17 protein-coding genes and 1 pseudogene are annotated in these 16123 nt (G+C 65.7%); 5 read left to right on the top strand and 13 right to left on the bottom strand.

Features of this window, described 5'->3' with window-relative positions; genetic code table 11:
* Positions 1 to 39: 39 nt before the first annotated feature.
* Genes QHC78_RS12670 through apbC form a run of 5 tightly spaced genes read right to left on the bottom strand, consistent with a single transcriptional unit; the run spans position 40 to position 5193 of the window.
* Positions 40 to 669, bottom strand: coding sequence for a TorD/DmsD family molecular chaperone (locus QHC78_RS12670; protein ID WP_319745047.1), 630 nt, complete (start codon positions 667 to 669; stop codon positions 40 to 42).
* Positions 666 to 2771 (bottom strand): 4Fe-4S binding protein, encoded by a 2106-nt coding sequence (locus tag QHC78_RS12675; protein ID WP_319745049.1) that lies wholly within the window; start codon positions 2769 to 2771, stop codon positions 666 to 668. Before QHC78_RS12675 ends, QHC78_RS12670 begins: the two co-directional genes overlap by 4 nt.
* Positions 2772 to 2791: 20 nt before the next feature.
* Complete coding sequence (locus tag QHC78_RS12680; protein WP_319745051.1) at positions 2792 to 3478, bottom strand: DUF3306 domain-containing protein; 687 nt, start codon at positions 3476 to 3478, stop codon at positions 2792 to 2794.
* 60 nt (positions 3479 to 3538) lie between these two features.
* Positions 3539 to 4096 carry a DUF3305 domain-containing protein gene (locus QHC78_RS12685; RefSeq protein WP_319745053.1) on the bottom strand — a complete coding sequence of 186 codons (558 nt, stop codon included), beginning with the start codon at positions 4094 to 4096 and terminating at the stop codon, positions 3539 to 3541.
* Between the two features lie 8 nt (positions 4097 to 4104).
* A complete protein-coding gene (gene apbC / locus QHC78_RS12690) occupies positions 4105 to 5193 on the bottom strand; it encodes an iron-sulfur cluster carrier protein ApbC (protein WP_319745055.1) in 1089 nt (362 codons plus the stop codon).
* 114 nt (positions 5194 to 5307) lie between these two features.
* Here apbC and mobA point away from each other — a divergent pair, with 114 nt between their 5' ends.
* From mobA to mobB, 3 genes are read left to right on the top strand one after another with little or no spacing between them, the layout of a single operon-like run.
* Positions 5308 to 5895, top strand: coding sequence for a molybdenum cofactor guanylyltransferase MobA (mobA, locus tag QHC78_RS12695; RefSeq protein ID WP_319745057.1), 588 nt, complete (start codon positions 5308 to 5310; stop codon positions 5893 to 5895).
* A 4-nt stretch (positions 5896 to 5899) separates the two neighbouring features.
* Positions 5900 to 7189 carry a molybdopterin molybdotransferase MoeA gene (gene moeA, locus QHC78_RS12700; protein ID WP_319745059.1) on the top strand — a complete coding sequence of 430 codons (1290 nt, stop codon included), beginning with the start codon at positions 5900 to 5902 and terminating at the stop codon, positions 7187 to 7189.
* Positions 7189 to 7713 carry a molybdopterin-guanine dinucleotide biosynthesis protein B gene (gene mobB / locus QHC78_RS12705; protein WP_319745061.1) on the top strand — a complete coding sequence of 175 codons (525 nt, stop codon included), beginning with the start codon at positions 7189 to 7191 and terminating at the stop codon, positions 7711 to 7713. The genes moeA and mobB overlap by 1 nt, the downstream gene beginning before the upstream one ends.
* Positions 7714 to 7788: 75 nt before the next feature.
* Here the strand turns inward: mobB and QHC78_RS12710 are convergent, their stop codons facing one another.
* The 3 genes from QHC78_RS12710 to QHC78_RS12720 form a co-directional block, all read right to left on the bottom strand.
* On the bottom strand, positions 7789 to 8691 hold the full coding sequence (locus tag QHC78_RS12710) for an NAD(P)-dependent oxidoreductase (protein WP_319745062.1): 903 nt from the start codon (positions 8689 to 8691) through the stop codon (positions 7789 to 7791).
* A 154-nt stretch (positions 8692 to 8845) separates the two neighbouring features.
* Positions 8846 to 10348: a tripartite tricarboxylate transporter permease gene (locus QHC78_RS12715; RefSeq protein WP_319745064.1), complete on the bottom strand. Its 1503-nt coding sequence runs from the start codon at positions 10346 to 10348 to the stop codon at positions 8846 to 8848.
* Positions 10349 to 10360: 12 nt separating this feature from the next.
* Entirely contained in the window at positions 10361 to 10825 is a 465-nt protein-coding gene (locus QHC78_RS12720) for a tripartite tricarboxylate transporter TctB family protein (protein ID WP_319745066.1), read from the bottom strand.
* A 328-nt stretch (positions 10826 to 11153) separates the two neighbouring features.
* On the opposite strand from QHC78_RS12720, the pseudogene QHC78_RS12725 reads away from it, so the two are divergent.
* Positions 11154 to 11306: pseudogene (locus tag QHC78_RS12725) on the top strand (response regulator transcription factor); the annotation flags it as partial.
* Positions 11307 to 11391: 85 nt separating this feature from the next.
* Here the strand turns inward: QHC78_RS12725 and QHC78_RS12730 are convergent.
* The 3 genes from QHC78_RS12730 to QHC78_RS12740 form a co-directional block, all read right to left on the bottom strand.
* Positions 11392 to 12387, bottom strand: coding sequence for a Bug family tripartite tricarboxylate transporter substrate binding protein (locus tag QHC78_RS12730; RefSeq protein WP_319745068.1), 996 nt, complete (start codon positions 12385 to 12387; stop codon positions 11392 to 11394).
* A 13-nt stretch (positions 12388 to 12400) separates the two neighbouring features.
* Complete coding sequence (gene msrA, locus QHC78_RS12735; RefSeq protein WP_319745070.1) at positions 12401 to 12946, bottom strand: peptide-methionine (S)-S-oxide reductase MsrA; 546 nt, start codon at positions 12944 to 12946, stop codon at positions 12401 to 12403.
* Between the two features lie 88 nt (positions 12947 to 13034).
* Positions 13035 to 13361 carry a c-type cytochrome gene (locus tag QHC78_RS12740; RefSeq protein ID WP_319745072.1) on the bottom strand — a complete coding sequence of 109 codons (327 nt, stop codon included), beginning with the start codon at positions 13359 to 13361 and terminating at the stop codon, positions 13035 to 13037.
* A 191-nt stretch (positions 13362 to 13552) separates the two neighbouring features.
* On the opposite strand from QHC78_RS12740, the gene lgt reads away from it, so the two are divergent.
* Positions 13553 to 14338 carry a prolipoprotein diacylglyceryl transferase gene (lgt, locus tag QHC78_RS12745; RefSeq protein WP_319745074.1) on the top strand — a complete coding sequence of 262 codons (786 nt, stop codon included), beginning with the start codon at positions 13553 to 13555 and terminating at the stop codon, positions 14336 to 14338.
* Positions 14339 to 14375: 37 nt separating this feature from the next.
* Here lgt and QHC78_RS12750 read toward each other — a convergent pair whose 3' ends face one another.
* Together QHC78_RS12750 and QHC78_RS12755 are read right to left on the bottom strand one after the other, a co-directional pair.
* A complete protein-coding gene (locus QHC78_RS12750) occupies positions 14376 to 15110 on the bottom strand; it encodes an SIMPL domain-containing protein (RefSeq protein ID WP_319745076.1) in 735 nt (244 codons plus the stop codon).
* Positions 15111 to 15176: 66 nt separating this feature from the next.
* A complete protein-coding gene (locus QHC78_RS12755; protein ID WP_319745078.1) occupies positions 15177 to 15998 on the bottom strand; it encodes a sulfite exporter TauE/SafE family protein in 822 nt (273 codons plus the stop codon).
* Positions 15999 to 16123 lie beyond the last annotated feature (125 nt).

Genomic DNA, 16123 nt, shown 5'->3' on the forward strand with positions numbered 1-16123 from the left:
TCGTCCGTGGCAGCGGCAAACGGGGTGTCATATTCATCATCAGGGCAGCATGTCGAATCCCTGGGCTTCGACGCTCACGAAGGCGCGGGTGAATTCGGCCAGCGCAGCATAGAAGCTAGCCCTGGGATGGCCGGAGATCGCATCGCACATGGCCGGCGCCCATGGCAGCAGGTGGGCACCGAAGAAGCTGCGCTGGTTGGCAAGATTGCATTGCGCCGCATCATCGCCAGCGATCAGATAGCGCATGACTTCGCACAAATAGGCAATGTGGTCCTCGGTTTCCGGCATGGCCGGGTCGCGGGCCAGCCCGAGGCCGGCCAGGTCGTCCCTGAGCTTGACCAGCGATTTCTCGTTGAGGAAGCCGGTGAGGTAGTGCGAGCCGTACAGGTAGACCTCGGGTTTGCCCAGGCCGCCGAACAGCGCGTCGTATTCGTCGCGCAACGCCTGGTCATCCGCCGCGCGCGCGGCGGAAACGAGGTCGCGCCAGGGCGCTTCCAGGAACGCGCCCGCCGTCGGCGCATCGGTGGGGGCTTCGCGCAGGCGCGCGGCGAAGGCCGGGTCCGGCCGCGCATAGTACAGCTGGGCCAGCACGCCGTAGACCTCGGCGCGGGCGATTTCCTCGTCCAGCGAGGCGGAGCCGATGTCGGCGGGGGAAATTGACGCGGTCATAGATCGGTAATACGCACTTCGTTGGAGGCGGTGTAGAGGTCGACCACGCGACAATCCCCGCACATCTTGAGTCTCTCCAGGCCACTACCCTGGAACATGGGGTGCCCGCCCAGGCGTGCCAGCATGGCTTCGATCGCCTTCTGCGTCCCGAAGGGCTTGCTGCAGCGCACGCAGTGATAGGGCGCGGTCTCGTTCAGTACGCGCGGCTGCTTGCGTTCGGGCGTCGGCAGCAGCCGCGGCTCCAGGCGCAGGGCATCTTCGGGACAGGTCGACACGCACAAGCCGCATTGCACGCAGTTCTTTTCGAGGAAGCGTAATTGCGGCGCGTCGGGATTATCCAGCAGTGCGCTGGACGGGCACGCGCCCACGCAGCTCATGCAAAGCGTACAGGCTTCCGTGTCGATGGCGAGGCTGCCCAGCGGCGATCCTGCACCAGGCACGCCTGCCGGGAGCGGGATGGCTTCGGGAGCCTTGCCCGCCGCGGCCGGCGCGTGGGCGATCAGGTGATCGAGCGCCAGTTCCAGCGTGGCCCGTTTTTCGCGGACCATGGCGAAACGGGCCGCGATGGCCGGAACGCCCGGCTGCCGCGCCGCCAGCGCGTGCAGCGCAGCGTCCAGTTCGCCGGCCGAGGCCGGACGCAACAGGTGCAGGTGCGGTCCCTGGTACCCCAAACCTTCCAGGATGGTCTGCGCGATGTCCATCTGCGCTTGCAGTCCCTCCAGGTATTGCGGCGCTTCTTCGTCGGTGGCCAGCACGGCCACCTGGGAGGCGCCGAGCGCGATGGCGCCCAGCCACGCTTCCAGGCCCAGGCTGGCCGTATGCCAGACGCCCAGCGGGATGACGTTGGCGGGAATCCCGTGCCGGCGGCCCAATCCGGCCTCGCGTCCCAGCCGTTCGACCAGGCGGCGGCCCGCCTCCTGGCTATGGACCAACACGACCGGCGCCTGCCCGCCGGCCTGCGCGTAGGTCGCCAGCAGGGTGCGCAGCGTCGCGCCGTGGTCCGCCATGGAGGGATAGGCGTAGGTGAGCGCGCCGGTCGGGCACGCGGTGGTACAGGCGCCGCAACCGACACAGAGGTTGGGGTTCACCTTGATCTGCTGACGGCCTTTGTCGCTTTCCACCGCGCGGGCCGAGCAGATGTCGATGCAGGCGCGGCAGCCCACGGTGTCGTTGCGGCTGTGCGCGCACAGCGATTGCTTGTAGCTGAAGAACTTGGGCTTTTCGAATTCGCCGACCAGCTCGCGCACCTTCAGCAGAGGCGCCGGATCGGTGCCGTCCCAGGCGAAATAACCCTGCGGCGGTGCGTGCTGGGTGAACAGGGTCTGGCCGCCCAGCTCCAGGACCAGGTCAAAGCGGGCCTCTTGCCGGTCGGTGGCGCGGTCGAAGTCGATCGCACCTGCGGCGGCACAGGCCTGTACACAGGCACGGTGGGAACGGCAGCGGTCCAGGTCGATCTGGTAATCGAGACCGATAGCCTCTTCGGGACAGGCTGCGATACAGGCGTTGCAGCGCGTGCAAAGGTCCAGGTCGATAGGATTGTCCTGGGTCCAGGCCAGGTCGAAGGCGCCCAGCCAGCCCCGCAGGGACTCGATGCGGCCGCCGAGGACAGGGTAGCGCCGTTCCTGTTCGCCGCCGGATGCCCGCCCGCCCCGGGCGAAAATCGTGACTTCCAGGGCATCGTCGAGCATGGCGGCCGCGCGTTCGGCCGCATCGAGCGGGCCGACGATGAGCAACCGCCCCGCGCTGCGATAGGTCACGGTGGGCACCGGATCGGGCTCGGGCAGCCGCGCAGCGGCCAGCAAGGCAGCGAGCTTGGGCATCGCAGAGGCCGCATCCCGGCTCCATCCCCCGGTTTCCCGGATGTTGACGAAGCGCACCGGCGCGACGGCGCCTTCCGTCTGTTCGCCGATTTCCGCAAACAGGCGCTTTTCCTGCGTACAGGCCACCACGACGGGCGCCGTGCCCGTGACGGCTTGCTGGAACGCACCGGCCTCGTGCCGGCAAAGCGTGGAATGCAGGACCAGTTGCTCGTCCAGCGCCGTCCCGAGGGCGTCAGCCTCCAGGGGCATGGTCTTGTTGCAGTCGCAAATCAGTGTGGGCATGAGGTACTCGAGGAGCCCCGCTATGTGCGGCGATCGGGCTCGGGAAAATCGAAATGCGTCTGGCCGTCGCCGTCGGCATCGGCCGGTCCTTCCGACTCTAGCACGGATCCTGCGGCGGCATTATTGGCATATCCCGCAAGGGGCGCCGTGGCCGGCGAGCCCCCTACGGCATCGTGCGGAGCGTTCTCGTCGCCCGCCGGCGGCGCCGCAGGCGGGGCTTCGGGTTCGTCTTCGACCAGGGCGAGGACGCGTGCGCTCACCATTTTCTTGAGCGCTGTGGCCGGCAGGACTTCGGGCGAGGAATAGTCGTCGATGTAGACGTCCAGGCCGTCCATGACGTTGTAGTGCGGGTCGGAGAAAAGCTTCTTGAACGCCGCCAGCTTGACCTCCGGGGCCACGGCTGGTTGCACGAAGGCCGAGAAGTCGGAGTCGTGCGTCAGCGCCGCGAGGTCTTCCAGCGTGGGCAGGCGCGGTGCATCGGCCTCGCTTGCGGGCTGGGCATTGGTAGCCTGCGGCGGCGAGGCTGCGTCTTGAAGCGGCTGGTCGGCGGCGGGGGCTTCCATGCGAGCCGCCGCGTCTGGCGTCGTTGACGGGGCAAGCGGCGCGCGCGTGTCCTCCGCGGGACGCTCGTCCCGCTCCTGTGCCACGCGAGCCTCGGCTTTGCGGCGGGCCCAGCGGCTGAGAAAGCGTCCGTTATCGGTAGCCATGGCGAACGGTTCGCAGGCGCGCACAGGCGTCGGAACGGAGTGTCGCCGCGATGATTGCAATCATGAGTCCTCTCCTTTGCGCCCGACGCCGGTACTGACCGAGGCGGGATTGCCGAAGCGGTCCTGGAGCGGAACGAAGCTGACGGGCCTGCGCTTGCGCTTGGGTTCCGGAACATAGTGTTCCGCCACGAAGGCACGCAGCCATTCGACGACGGATGTCGGCGCGGGAACCTGCTCGACCGTTTCCTGGGCATCGAGCAGCCGGCCCGCATGGTAGTAGCTGAGGGTGACCAGCTGCGGGCGGGCAAGCGGTTCGTGGTCCGCGTCGCGCGCGTCTTCCATGCGCCACATCACGAACCAGCATGGCGCCTCGGTGCTCGCGTTCAAGTAGTAGCCTTCGGCATCGTCCCTGAACAACTCCACGGTGTAGCCGGGGTGCAGCCACAGTTCGCGTTCGGTGTCCGCGCGAAGCCGGTGCGGCGCGGTGCCGAACGCGGGCTCGTTCATGACCACGTCGTCCAGCGTCCACTGCCACGGTTGCCAGCGGCTCATCGGGCCTTGCACGCGCTCCTTGCGCATGATCACCGCTACGTCGATGGAGGGCGCCCGGTTGCTCATGTCGGCACTCAGGAATCGCTGCTGATGGAAATAGTGGGGAATTTGGACGAGAAGTCCTTGTTCTTGGCCGCAATGGACACCGCCACCTGGCGCGCGACGGTCTTGTAGAGGCCGGCGATCTCGCCATCGGGGTCGGCCACCACGGAGGGCTTGCCGCTGTCGGCCTGCAGCCGGATGTTGATGTCCAGCGGCAAGGCGCCCAGGTAGTCCACGCCGTATTCCGCCGCCATCTTCTTGCCGCCTTCGGCGCCGAAAATGTGCTCGACGTGGCCGCACTGGCTGCAGACATGGACTGCCATGTTTTCGACCACCCCCAGGATGGGCACGCCGACCTTCTCGAACATCTTGATGCCCTTGCGCGCGTCGAGCAGCGCGATGTCCTGCGGCGTGGTGACGATCACCGCGCCGGTCATCGGCACGCGCTGGCTCAGCGTGAGCTGGATGTCGCCGGTGCCGGGCGGCATGTCGACGATGAGGTAGTCGAGGTCTTTCCAGTTGGTCTGCCGCAGCAATTGCTCGAGGGCCTGGACCGCCATGGGCCCGCGCCAGATCATGGCTTCGTCGTGCGCCACCAGGAAGCCGATGGACATGACTTGCACGCCGTAGTTCTCGAGCGGCTCCATGGTCTTGCCGTCGTCGCTGACGGGGCGCGCGTCGATGCCCATCATGAGAGGCTGGCTGGGACCGTAGATGTCGGCGTCGAGCAGGCCGACGCGCGCGCCTTCGGCGGCCAGCGCCAGCGCCAGGTTGACGGCGGTGGTGCTCTTGCCCACGCCGCCCTTGCCCGAGGCGACCGCGACGATGTTCTTGACCCCGTGCAGCAAGGTCACGCCGCGCTGCACGGCATGGGCGATGATTTCGGTGCGCACGTTGGCGCTGACGTTGGCAACGCCCGGAACGCTTTTGGCCGCGGCGATCAGCGCGCTGCGCAAGGCGGGGATCTGGCTCTTGGCGGGATAGCCGAGCAGGACGTCGAACGAGACGTCGCCGCCGTTCACCTCGAGGTTCTTGACCGCGCGGGTGGTGACGAGGTCCTTGCCGGTGTTCGGGTCGACGACCGTCTGCAGGGCTTGGAGAATGGATTCGGAAGTGGCCATGGATGGGGCGGACTCGTAAGTGAAAAACTGCATGTCGCAGGGCCGATAATCGATATTAGACCACCACCGCGCCAGCGGCGAAAATCGACGAGCCGGTCGTCTATACTCAGCCGCATGATCGACAAAGATTCCATTACCGGCGTGATCCTGGCCGGTGGCCGCGGCAGCCGTATGGGCGGCGTCGACAAGGGTCTGCAGAACTACCGGGGCATTCCGCTGGCCATGCATGCGCTGCTCAGGCTCGGGCCCCAGGTCGGGCAGATCCTGATCAATGCCAACCGGAACCTGGCGGCGTACGAGTCCATGGGCGTGCCCGTATGGCCCGACGCGCTGCCTGACTACGCCGGGCCGCTGGCAGGATTCCTGACCGGGCTCGAGCATTGCGAGACCGCCTACCTCGCCACGGTGCCCTGCGATACGCCCAAGTTCCCGGACGACCTGGTCGCCCGGCTGGCGCACGCGCTGGAGCAGGCCGACGCGGAAATCGCGATGGCTGCTACACGCGAGGGCGGGGTCCTGCGCACGCAGCCGGTGTTCTGTTTGATGAAGGCCGAATTACTGGACAGCCTGGTCGCCTTTACCTCGGCCGGTGAACGCAAGATCGACAAATGGACCGCCACGCGCCGCTGTGTCGAGGTTCCCTTCGACGATCCCTTGGCTTTCGCGGGAGCCAATACGCTGGCCGAACTGCAGCAGCTATGACGCCATGAACGACAAGACTCCTACCCTCGAAGAAATTTCGTCCTGCGTCAACGGCTACGATCCCAATGCGCTGCCCGTGGCGCAGGCACGCGAATTCATCGCCCGCCTGGTGCCGCAGGTGGAAGGCGTCGAAATGCTGGCGCTCCGTTCTGCGCTGGGCCGCGTGCTCGCGCGCGACATCGTGTCCGGCATCGACGTGCCGGCTCACGACAATTCAGCCATGGACGGCTATGCGCTCCACGGCGCCGATCTCGCAAATGGCGGTGATACGGTGCTGCAGGTCGTGGGAAGCGGCTTGGCCGGCAAGGGCTTCGAAGGCAGCGTCTCGCGCGGGCAGTGCGTCCGCATCATGACCGGCGCCACCATGCCGGGCGGGCTCGACACGGTGGTGCCGCAGGAATTCGCGAGGCTGGACGGGGACCGGGTCACCATACCGGCCGGAGCGGTCAAGCCTGGCGAAAACCGGCGGCTGGCCGGCGAGGACCTCGCGCGGGGCGAAGTCGCGCTCGCCGCGGGCCGCGTGCTGCGGCCTGCCGATCTGGGCATGCTGGCCTCGCTGGGCCGGGCCGAGGTGCCCGTCTGGCGCCGGCTGCGCGTGGCGTTTTTCTCCACCGGCAACGAATTGCGTTCCATCGGCGAGGCGCTCGATCCGGGGTGTGTCTATGACAGCAACCGCTATACGCTGTGGGGCATGCTGCAGCGGCTGGGGGTCGACATCCTCGACATGGGCGTGGTGCGCGACGATCCGCGGGCGCTCGAAGATGCTTTCCGTGCCGCCGCGGCCAATGCCGATGTGGTCATTACCTCGGGCGGCGTGAGCGTCGGGGAAGCCGACTACACCAAGACCATCATGGCGAAGCTGGGCGACGTGCTGTTCTGGCGCATCGCCATGCGGCCCGGACGTCCCATGGCCATCGGCCGCATCGACACCGAGGGGCGCAGCGCCATCCTTTTCGGCTTGCCGGGCAACCCGGTGGCCGTCATGGTGACGTTCTACGCGTTGGTGCGCGACGCGCTGCTGGCCATGAGCGGCGCACGGCCCGAGCCGCTGCCCATGCTGCGCGCCGCCAGCGTCGGCGCCATACGCAAGAAGCCCGGGCGCACCGAATACCAGCGCGGTATCGTCACGCCCGCAGCGGGCGGGGGCTGGGAGGTCCGCATCACGGGCTCGCAAGGGTCGGGCATCCTGCGCAGCATGAGCGAGGCCAACGGCCTGGTCGTGCTGGACCACGAGCAGGGGAACGTGGCGGCCGGCGATCTGGTTGACGTGCTGCCCTTCGACGGACTGATCTGATGACGCGCGTCCTGGGCCTGGCCGGCTGGAGCGGTGCCGGCAAAACCACGCTGCTGTCGCGACTGATCCCTGCGTTGCGGGAAAGGGGCTATAGCGTATCGACGCTCAAGCATGCCCACCACACCTTCGACATAGACAAGCCGGGCAAAGATTCCTATCTGCACCGCGAGGCCGGCGCTTCCGAAGTGCTGGTGGCATCCAGCCATAGGTGGGCGCTGATGCACGAGCTGCGCGGCGCGCCGGAACCGCGACTCGGCGAGCTGCTGGGCCGCTTTTCTCCGGTCGACTTCATACTGGTCGAAGGGTTCAAGCGCGATGCCCACGTCAAGATCGAGGTGCATCGCGCGGCGAATGGCAAGTCCTGGCTCTATCCCGACGATTCGAGCATAGGCGCGGTCGTCAGCGACGTTGCGCCGCCGTCGAGGCTCCTGCCATTTGTCGGCCTCGACGACCTGGACGGCATCGCCGGGCTGGTCGTGGACCTGGCCTGGCCCCTGGACAAGACCCTGGCCGCGCTGGCCTGAGGGCTTGCCATGGGGGCCGGGGTCACGGCGCGGCGGTAGCTCCGCCTAAGCGGGTAGATCGGTGCGGCGGTTTGATCAGCGCAGTCGCTTGATCAGCGCCGAGGTGTCCCAGCGGTTGCCGCCCATTTGCTGCAGGTCCGCGTAGAACTGGTCCACCAGCGCCGTGACGGGCACGCGGGCGCCATTGTTGCGGGCTTCTTCCAGCACCAGGCCCAGATCCTTGCGCATCCAGTCCACGGCGAAACCGAAATCGAATTGGTCGTCGACCATGGTGGCGCCCCGGTTCTGCATTTGCCAGCTCTGGGCCGCGCCTTTGGAGATCACCTCCAGCACCAGCTTCATGTCCAGGCCGGCTTTCATGCCGAAAGCGATGCCTTCGGACAAGCCCTGCACCAATCCGGCGATGCAGATCTGGTTGACCATCTTGGCCAGCTGGCCGGCGCCGGGTTCGCCGACGCGGGTCACGGCTTGCGCATAGCTCAGGGCTACCGGCCGCATGCGTTCGAACGCGTCGACGTCGCCCCCGCACATCACGGTCAGCACGCCGTTGACCGCGCCTGCCTGGCCGCCCGAGACGGGCGCATCGATAAAACCAATCTCTTGGTCCCGCGCAAGGGCATGGAGCTCCCGTGCCACCTTGGCCGAGGCGGTGGTGTGATCGACCAGCAGCGCGCCGGGCTTCATGCCGGCCAGCGCACCGTCCGGCCCCAGCACCACGCTGCGCAGGTCATCGTCGTTGCCGACGCAGACGAAAACGAAGTCGGCATCGGCCGCCGCCTCGCGCGGTGTAGGAGCATGGGTGCCGCCGAATTCCTGCACCCATAGGCGTGCCTTGGAGGGCGTGCGGTTGTAGACCCGGACCGCGTGGCCCGCCTGGGCCAGGTGCCCGGCCATGGGAAAGCCCATGACGCCCAGCCCGATGAAGCTGACGTTGAACGGGCCGGTGGGTTCGTAGCTTCTGGTTCCGATCGATGCCATGGCAATGTTCCCCACGCGCTTGCGCGCGCCCCGGGAGGCGAATGGCGGACCGGCGTGGGGAGGAGTGATTGAGTGGACGGGATAGGGTACATGAAAAAAGGCGCCGCTTGGGCGCCTTTTTTCGTTCGCCGCGCAGGGGCGGCAGGGTGCTGCATCAATCCTCGACGAAGGTTTCTTCGCGCTTCTTGCGGATCGTGGGCGAGGCCACGATGAGCACCAGGATCGCCGCGATCACCAGCAGGGTCGCCGACAGCGGACGGGTCACGAAGGTCGTGAAGTCGCCGCGAGACAACAGCAGGGCACGGCGGAAGTTCTCTTCCATCATGGGGCCCAGCACCAGGCCCAGCAGCAGCGGTGCGCCTTCGCACTTCAGCTTGGACCAGATGTAGCCCACGATACCGAAGGCCGCCGTCATCCAGATGTCGAACACGTTGTAGTTCAGCGTGTAGACACCGATCGAGCAGATCAGCAGGATGGCCGGGAACAGGATGGGGTAGGGGACCTTGAGCAGCTTGACCCAGATGCCGATCAGCGGCAGGTTCAGGATCACGAGCATCAGGTTGCCGATCCACATCGAGGCGATCAGGCCCCAGAACAGGTCCGGGTTCGAGGTCATGACCTGCGGGCCGGGCTGGATGTTGTGGATGGTCATGGCGCCTACCATCAGGGCCATGATGGCGTTACCCGGGATACCCAGCGTGAGCAGCGGGATGAACGAGGTCTGCGAGCCGGCGTTGTTGGCCGATTCCGGACCGGCCACGCCGCGGATGTTGCCCTTGCCGAAGGTCTCGGGCTTCTTGGAGAGCTTCTTCTCGATCGTGTACGAGGCGAAGGCCGACATGACCGCGCCGCCGCCGGGCAGGATGCCCAGCGCCGAGCCGATGGCCGTTCCGCGCACCACCGCCGGGGCGGCGTCCTTGAGGTCGGCCCAGGTGGGGTACAGGTGGCCGATCTTGTCCAAGAAGACTTCGCGCTCTTCTTTTTGCTCGACGTTGTTGATGATTTCCGAGAAGCCGAACACGCCCATCGCCACCGCGGCAAAGTCGATGCCGTCGGTCAGCTCGGGGATGCCGAACGAGAAGCGCGCCACGCCGGAGTTCACGTCGGTACCCACCATGCCGATCAGCAGACCCAGCAGGATCATGCAGATGGCCTTGAGCAGGGAACCGGAGGCCAGCACCACGGCGCCGATCAGGCCCAGGCACATCAGCGAAAAGTATTCGGCGGGACCGAACTGGAACGCGACTTCAGCCAGGGGCGGTGCGAACGCAGCGATCAGCAGCGTGCCGACGCAGCCGGCGAAGAACGAGCCGATGGCCGCAATGGACAGCGCCTGCCCGGCCCGTCCGTTTCGCGCCATCTGGTAGCCGTCCAGGCAGGTGACCACCGCTGAGGTTTCGCCTGGCAGGTTCACCAGAATGGCCGTAGTGGAGCCGCCGTACTGGGCGCCGTAATAAATGCCTGCCAGCATGATGAGGCCGGCGACGGGCGGCAGCGCATAGGTAATGGGCAGCAGCATCGCGATGGTGGGGACGGGGCCGAGTCCCGGCAGCACGCCCACCAGGGTTCCGATCAGGCAACCCAGGAATGCGTAGATGACGTTCTGGACCGATAATGCCGTTCCAAAACCGATGGCCAAGTGATCAATCACTTCCATGGATGGCTTTCCTTAGTTCAAACCGAGAAACGAAGGCCACAACGGGAAGATCAGACCCAGGCCCATGATGAAGATCAGGTGGACAGCGATCGTCAGACAGATGCCGTTGATGATCGCGACTTTCCACTTGAATTCGTGGCTCGCCATGCTGGCCAGCAGCACAAGGAGGAATGCGGACAGATAGAGGCCCAGCGGACGCAGCAAAATGCCGAACAGGATCACGTTGCCGATGATGATGGCCATGATCTTGAGGTGGAACTTGGGCACCACCGTTTTTTCGGCCTTGGGCGACAGCGCGGAGATACCGATGATCGCGCCGAGGATCGCCAGGATCACGCCGAGCCAGAAGGGGAAATATCCCGGTCCCATCTTGGCTGCGGTACCCATCTGGTATTCGACGGCGAACCCCGCAAAAAATAGGCCGAGAGCGACGAACATCACCCCCGACCAGAAGTTCTGTTGAGACTGTATGCGCATTGGAAGTGGGCTCCTATCTGACTTCACTTGCAAGGCGGGCATGTTAGCTCACGGGAAGGTCGCGTGAATCATGAAATTGTTCGTATTGGGTCGGGGTTTTCCCGAAAAATGATGGATCGGCACAACTTTGTGCCAAATTGATCTATCTGATGTTCAGACTCCTGTCAGCCTTGACAGATTTTTTCCTCGGACAATACGTGCAAGACTTGTCGGCGAGTATCGGATGCATGATTGGCAACGACGCATTCGAAAGAAGGAAAAGAGAAGGAAAGGAAGGATGATGAGGCATATCCGCCAGGAGGATGACGGTGCGGACTGGATCTGTGTTCTGACGCCGCGCGAGCGCGAGGTCATGGACCTGCTGGTCGAAGGAAGGGCGAACAAGGTGATCGCCGACAGGCTGGGGATTTCCATACGCACCGTCGAAGTCCACCGCGCACGCGTCTTGTCCAAGCTCGGCGTGCGCAATGCGGTGGAACTGGTGTGGCGCATGCATGCCCGCCGGATGGCGGCCTTTGCGCAGATGCCGGGATTGCAGGTGGCCGAGGCCGACCCGGATCCCTCGATCAGTTCAGCTTGGCGCCCGAAATCCTGACGATCTCGGCATACTTGCGCAGGTCGGCTTCGACCAGTGCCGCGAGCGAGGCGGGCGTGCCGGGCTCCGCGTCCGAACCCATGTCCGCCAGGCGCCGCCGCATGTCGGGACTCTTCAGCACGTCGGCGAATTCCTGATGTAATTTTTGCACCACGGGCTCAGGTGTGTGCGCAGGCGCGAAGATGCCGAACCAGGTGCCCAGGTCGAAGGACGGCACGCCGGCCTGCATCATCGTGGGTATCTCGGGAAGCAGGCGCGATCGCGTGGCAGTGGTCACCGCCAGCGCCTTGAGCTTGCCGGACCCGATCAGCGCCGATGCGGCTGCGAGGTTGTCGAACATGAAATCGGTCTGGCCCGCCAGCAGCGCCATCTGTGCCGGCGTCGCGCCGGCGTAGGGAATGTGCGCGGCGAACACGCCCGCGCGCGTTTTCAGCAGTTCGCCGGCCAGATGTCCGGCGCTGCCGTTGCCGCCCGATCCCATGTTGAGCTGGCCGGGATGCTGCCGGCCATAGCGGACCAGGTCCTGCACCGAACCGATCCCCAGCTTGGCGGCGGTGGCGGGATTCATGACAAGGACATTGGGTACCGATGCCACGAGGACAATGGGCGAGAAATCCTTGACCGGGTCATAGGGTATGGAAGGAAACAAGGCCGGATTGATCGCATGGGTGGCTACGGCCCCCATTACTATCGTGTAGCCGTCGGGCGCCGACCTCGCGACGAGGTAGGCGCCGATGTTGCCGCCCGCACCGGGCTTGTTCTCCACGATGACTGGCTGGCCCAGTGCGGGACGCACTTTTTCGGCCAGCGCGCGCGCCATGACGTCCAGCGGACCGCCGGGCGGGTAGGGCACGACGAAACGAATGGGGCGGGCGGGATAGGGCGCGTCCTGCGCCGGCGCCGGCAGTGCGAATGCTGCGCTTGCCAGCGCGAGGCTGCCCGCAAGCAGTCTCCTGCGCACGATCATGGGGCGTTTTCCTTCAGGTTTTCTTGAGCTTATGGGCGAAGTTCTTGCGCATTTTCGCGACTTTGGGCGCAACGACGAAGGCGCAGTAGCCCTGGCCGGGATTGCGCAGGAAGTAGTCGCGGTGATAGTCCTCGGCCGGCCAAACGGGGGCCGGCGGCAGCAGCTGGGTCACGATGGGGGCGCCGAATACGCCGCGTGCTTCCAGATCGGCAATGACTTCGCGCGCCGCTTCCAGCTGGGCGGGCGTCTGCCAGAAGATGGCCGACCGGTATTGCGGCCCGACGTCGTTGCCCTGGCGGTCCGGTGTGGTCGGGTCATGCGACGCGAAGAATATTTCCAGCAGTTCGTGGTAGTCGATCGCGGCGGGGTCGTAGGTGACGGTAACCACCTCGATGTGGCCGGTGTTGCCCGAGCATACCTGCTCGTACGTGGGCCGCTCCACGTGTCCGCCGGCATAGCCCGACTCCGCACGCAACACACCCTCGATCTGCTGGAATACGGCTTCGACGCACCAGAAGCATCCGCCGCCGAATACGGCTTTCTCGACTTGTTGAGCCATGACCTTCCTCGCCTGGGTAACGGCGCCGGGGCGCCCACGCCCATAGTGTATGCCTGCGGCGGGCGCCGGACGGCCGCCCCTGGTCCGCTCAGGGCTTGAGCGAGAGGACCCACTCCGCGAGCTGGCGCGCTTCGTCGTCATTGACGGCGTTCTGCGCCGGCATGGGGATGGCTCCCCATTTGCGCACGCTGCCCTTGCGTATGGACTGGGCCAGCTTCCCGGCCGCTTCGGGATCGCTGGCGTAGCGCTCGGCGACGCTTTTGTACGAGGGGCCGACGAGCTTGTTGTCGACGCCATGACAGGCCATGCAATTCTTGGCCTTGGCTAGATCGGGGCCGGCGGTCTGGGCCGCGGCGGTGGCGTGCATGGCTGCCAGTACCAGCAGCGCGCCCAGATGGAGAGAACGAACGGGCATTGCTTGTCTTCCGGATGAAAGATGCGCGTGAAGCGCGTGATCGTCGAAGGGCAGAGTATAAACAACGCCGCGGGCGGGCCGTTGCGGGCGATAAGCTGACACGGGAACCGGGGGTGCGCGGAGTTATCATCCCCCCTTCCCGACATCGTGGCCGGCTGTGCGTCCGGCCTTCTCCTGTAAGGCGTCCCTTCATGTTGGTTCACCCCGAGTTTTCACCCATCGCATTCGAGATCGGGCCCCTGGCCGTGCGCTGGTACGGGCTGATGTATCTGGTGGCCTTCGTCCTCGCCTGGACGCTGGGTCGCTGGCGCATCAGGCAAGGCAAGACCGCCCTGACCGCGCGCGACCTCGACGACCTGCTTTTCTATAGTGTGCTTGGCGTGGTGCTGGGCGGCCGCCTCGGCTACGTACTCTTCTACAAGCCCGCCTATTACTTTTCGCATCCGCTGGAGATCCTGGCCGTCTGGCATGGCGGCATGTCGTTTCACGGCGGGCTGATCGGCGTCCTGCTGGTGATGGCCTTGTTCGCGCGGCGCCGCGGATTCAGGTTCCTGCAGGTGGGGGATTTCGTGGCCACGCTGGTGCCCCTCGGCCTGGCTGCCGGCCGGCTGGGCAATTTCATCAATGGCGAGCTGTGGGGGCGGCCGACCACCGTGCCGTGGGGCATGGTGTTCCCCCAGGCGCGGGACGGCCTGGCGCGCCATCCTTCACAGTTGTATGAAGTGGGGCTGGAGGGGCTGGCGCTGTTCGTGATCGTGTGGCTGTACGCTGCCAAGCCGCGGCCGCTGGGGCAAGTCAGCGCCGTCTTCCTGATGGGCTACGGGATCTTCCGTTTCCTGGTCGAATATACCCGCGAGCCGGACAGCTTTCTGGGTGTGCTCGCAGCCGGCCTGAGCATGGGGCAATGGCTGTCGGTACCCATGGTGCTGGCGGGAGTCGGGTTGTTCGCCTGGTCCCGCCGGCAGGCGGCGGCCTGAACGCCTGCCGCCAGCGGGGCGGCAGGCGGGTGCTGTTTTACTGCAGGTACACGGTACCGCGCACGGATACCGTCACCGTCGACTTGCCGCCTTCCAGCGGCAGGTCTGCCGCCTTGGCTTCCATGGCGGGAGCGGCCATGGCGTAGGCGCGCGGCGCGGGCGTTACCGTGCCGGTGCCGCTCAGGTCCAGCTGCTTGACCGCATAACCCGAGAAACCGAAGGCCTTGGCGGCATCGGTGGCGCGCGTGCGGAAGGCATTGGCCGCCTCGGCCAGCAGACGTTGTTCTTCGGCCTCCCGCGCCTCGCGCGACAGCGAGAACGACACGTTGGATACGGCCATCAGCCTGCTGAGATCGCCGGCCAGCTTCGAGGCTGCCACGAAGTCCTTGGATTCGAGGATCAATTCGGCGCGGCCACGCCAGCCGGTGATGCGGCCGTTGCGGTCGGCGTTGGCCCAGACGTTGTAATTGCCGCTGCGTGCCGTGACCGCGGTGTTGCGCTTGGCCTCGGCCAGCGTGTTCTCCAGCAGTTGATTGAGCTGTTGCGAGAGCTTGGCCTGGTCGCTGCCTTCGATTTCGTGGGCGAGCGTGATGGTGACCTTGTCCTGGGCGACTTCGGAAGTCGCCGCCGCCGACAGCGACAACGTGGGCCGCCCGGACTTGTCTTCGTCGGGGCCGGCAACGGCGACAGACGACAGTGCGGCAAGGGCCGTCAGTGCCGCTCCGCAGAAGGCGCGGCGCAGCGTGGGTGTGACAGCAAGGCGGTAAGCCATGGCGTGTTTCCTTTATTCTGATTGAAGAGTCGGGCCGGCCGCAGCCGCTGCCGGCCCATCTCGATGCTAGGCCCCGGCCAGCGCAGTGACGGCCTTATAGAGCATATAGGCCGCCAGCAGCATGAGCAGGTAGGCGAAGATGCGTTTGAGCGAGCGTACCGGCAGCTTGTGCGCCGTACTGGCGCCGATCGGCGCCGTCAGCACGCTCGCCACGGTCAGTACGATCAGGCCCGGCCAATAGACATAGCCCAACATGCCGGGTTGCATGCTTTCTTGCTGCATGCCTGACCAGATGTAACCCGCCGTATTGGCCAGCGCGATAGGGAAGCCCAATGCCGCCGAAGTGGCCACGGCGTTGTGCAGGGGCACGTTGCACCAGGTCATGAAAGGGACGGACACAAAGCCACCGCCTGCACCGACGAGACCGGAAAGAAAGCCGATGCCTGTCCCCACCGCTGACGTTCCCACCGTGCCGGGCATCTGCCGGCTGGGCTTGGGCTTCTTGTCCATCAGCATCTGTATGGCCGAATAGCCGACGAACAGCGCGAATACCAATGCCAGCCATCCAGTCTTGAGCGAGGCGAACACGGCGCCGCCCGCCAGCAGTCCGCCTATGACCAGCCCCGGCGCGAACCGGGCCACGATGTCCCAGCGCACGGCGCCGCGTTTGTGGTGGGCGCGCACGCTCGATATGGAAGTAAAGAGAATGGAGGCCATCGAGGTCGCGATCGCGGCGTGCACGACCAGATCCGGCGGCAGACGTTGCCAGGTGAACAGCATGGTCAGGAAAGGCACCATGATCATGCCTCCGCCTATGCCGAGGAGTCCGGCGGCAAAACCCGTGCAGGCGCCCAGCACGAGCAACACAACAATGAACAAAGGATCCATGTTTTTATCTATGCCACGAAGTTGAAAAATTCGTACGTGCTGACCCTTTGCTCCGATCAGCCGCAGCGCAGGCCCCCCCGGGCCATGCGCGAACGCGTGGGAAAGCGTTTCCCACAAACATAAAA

It is taken from the genome of Pigmentiphaga sp., from assembly GCF_033795525.1.
Classification (GTDB): domain Bacteria; phylum Pseudomonadota; class Gammaproteobacteria; order Burkholderiales; family Burkholderiaceae_B; genus Pigmentiphaga.

What these genes read in the sequence shown, in the direction of transcription:
- QHC78_RS12740 (WP_319745072.1), bottom strand. Translation starts at nt 13,361, where the DNA reads ATGCCCGTTCGTTCTCTCCATCTGGGCGCGCTGCTGGTACTGGCAGCC.
- QHC78_RS12750 (WP_319745076.1), bottom strand. Translation starts at nt 15,110, where the DNA reads ATGGCTTACCGCCTTGCTGTCACACCCACGCTGCGCCGCGCCTTCTGC.
- QHC78_RS12755 (WP_319745078.1), bottom strand. Translation starts at nt 15,998, where the DNA reads ATGGATCCTTTGTTCATTGTTGTGTTGCTCGTGCTGGGCGCCTGCACG.
- QHC78_RS12675 (WP_319745049.1), bottom strand. Translation starts at nt 2,771, where the DNA reads ATGCCCACACTGATTTGCGACTGCAACAAGACCATGCCCCTGGAGGCT.
- QHC78_RS12710 (WP_319745062.1), bottom strand. Translation starts at nt 8,691, where the DNA reads ATGGCATCGATCGGAACCAGAAGCTACGAACCCACCGGCCCGTTCAAC.
- QHC78_RS12670 (WP_319745047.1), bottom strand. Translation starts at nt 669, where the DNA reads ATGACCGCGTCAATTTCCCCCGCCGACATCGGCTCCGCCTCGCTGGAC.
- mobB (WP_319745061.1), top strand. Translation starts at nt 7,189, where the DNA reads ATGACGCGCGTCCTGGGCCTGGCCGGCTGGAGCGGTGCCGGCAAAACC.
- QHC78_RS12685 (WP_319745053.1), bottom strand. Translation starts at nt 4,096, where the DNA reads ATGAGCAACCGGGCGCCCTCCATCGACGTAGCGGTGATCATGCGCAAG.
- msrA (WP_319745070.1), bottom strand. Translation starts at nt 12,946, where the DNA reads ATGGCTCAACAAGTCGAGAAAGCCGTATTCGGCGGCGGATGCTTCTGG.
- moeA (WP_319745059.1), top strand. Translation starts at nt 5,900, where the DNA reads ATGAACGACAAGACTCCTACCCTCGAAGAAATTTCGTCCTGCGTCAAC.
- QHC78_RS12680 (WP_319745051.1), bottom strand. Translation starts at nt 3,478, where the DNA reads ATGGCTACCGATAACGGACGCTTTCTCAGCCGCTGGGCCCGCCGCAAA.
- QHC78_RS12730 (WP_319745068.1), bottom strand. Translation starts at nt 12,387, where the DNA reads ATGATCGTGCGCAGGAGACTGCTTGCGGGCAGCCTCGCGCTGGCAAGC.
- lgt (WP_319745074.1), top strand. Translation starts at nt 13,553, where the DNA reads ATGTTGGTTCACCCCGAGTTTTCACCCATCGCATTCGAGATCGGGCCC.
- QHC78_RS12720 (WP_319745066.1), bottom strand. Translation starts at nt 10,825, where the DNA reads ATGCGCATACAGTCTCAACAGAACTTCTGGTCGGGGGTGATGTTCGTC.
- apbC (WP_319745055.1), bottom strand. Translation starts at nt 5,193, where the DNA reads ATGGCCACTTCCGAATCCATTCTCCAAGCCCTGCAGACGGTCGTCGAC.
- mobA (WP_319745057.1), top strand. Translation starts at nt 5,308, where the DNA reads ATGATCGACAAAGATTCCATTACCGGCGTGATCCTGGCCGGTGGCCGC.
- QHC78_RS12715 (WP_319745064.1), bottom strand. Translation starts at nt 10,348, where the DNA reads ATGGAAGTGATTGATCACTTGGCCATCGGTTTTGGAACGGCATTATCG.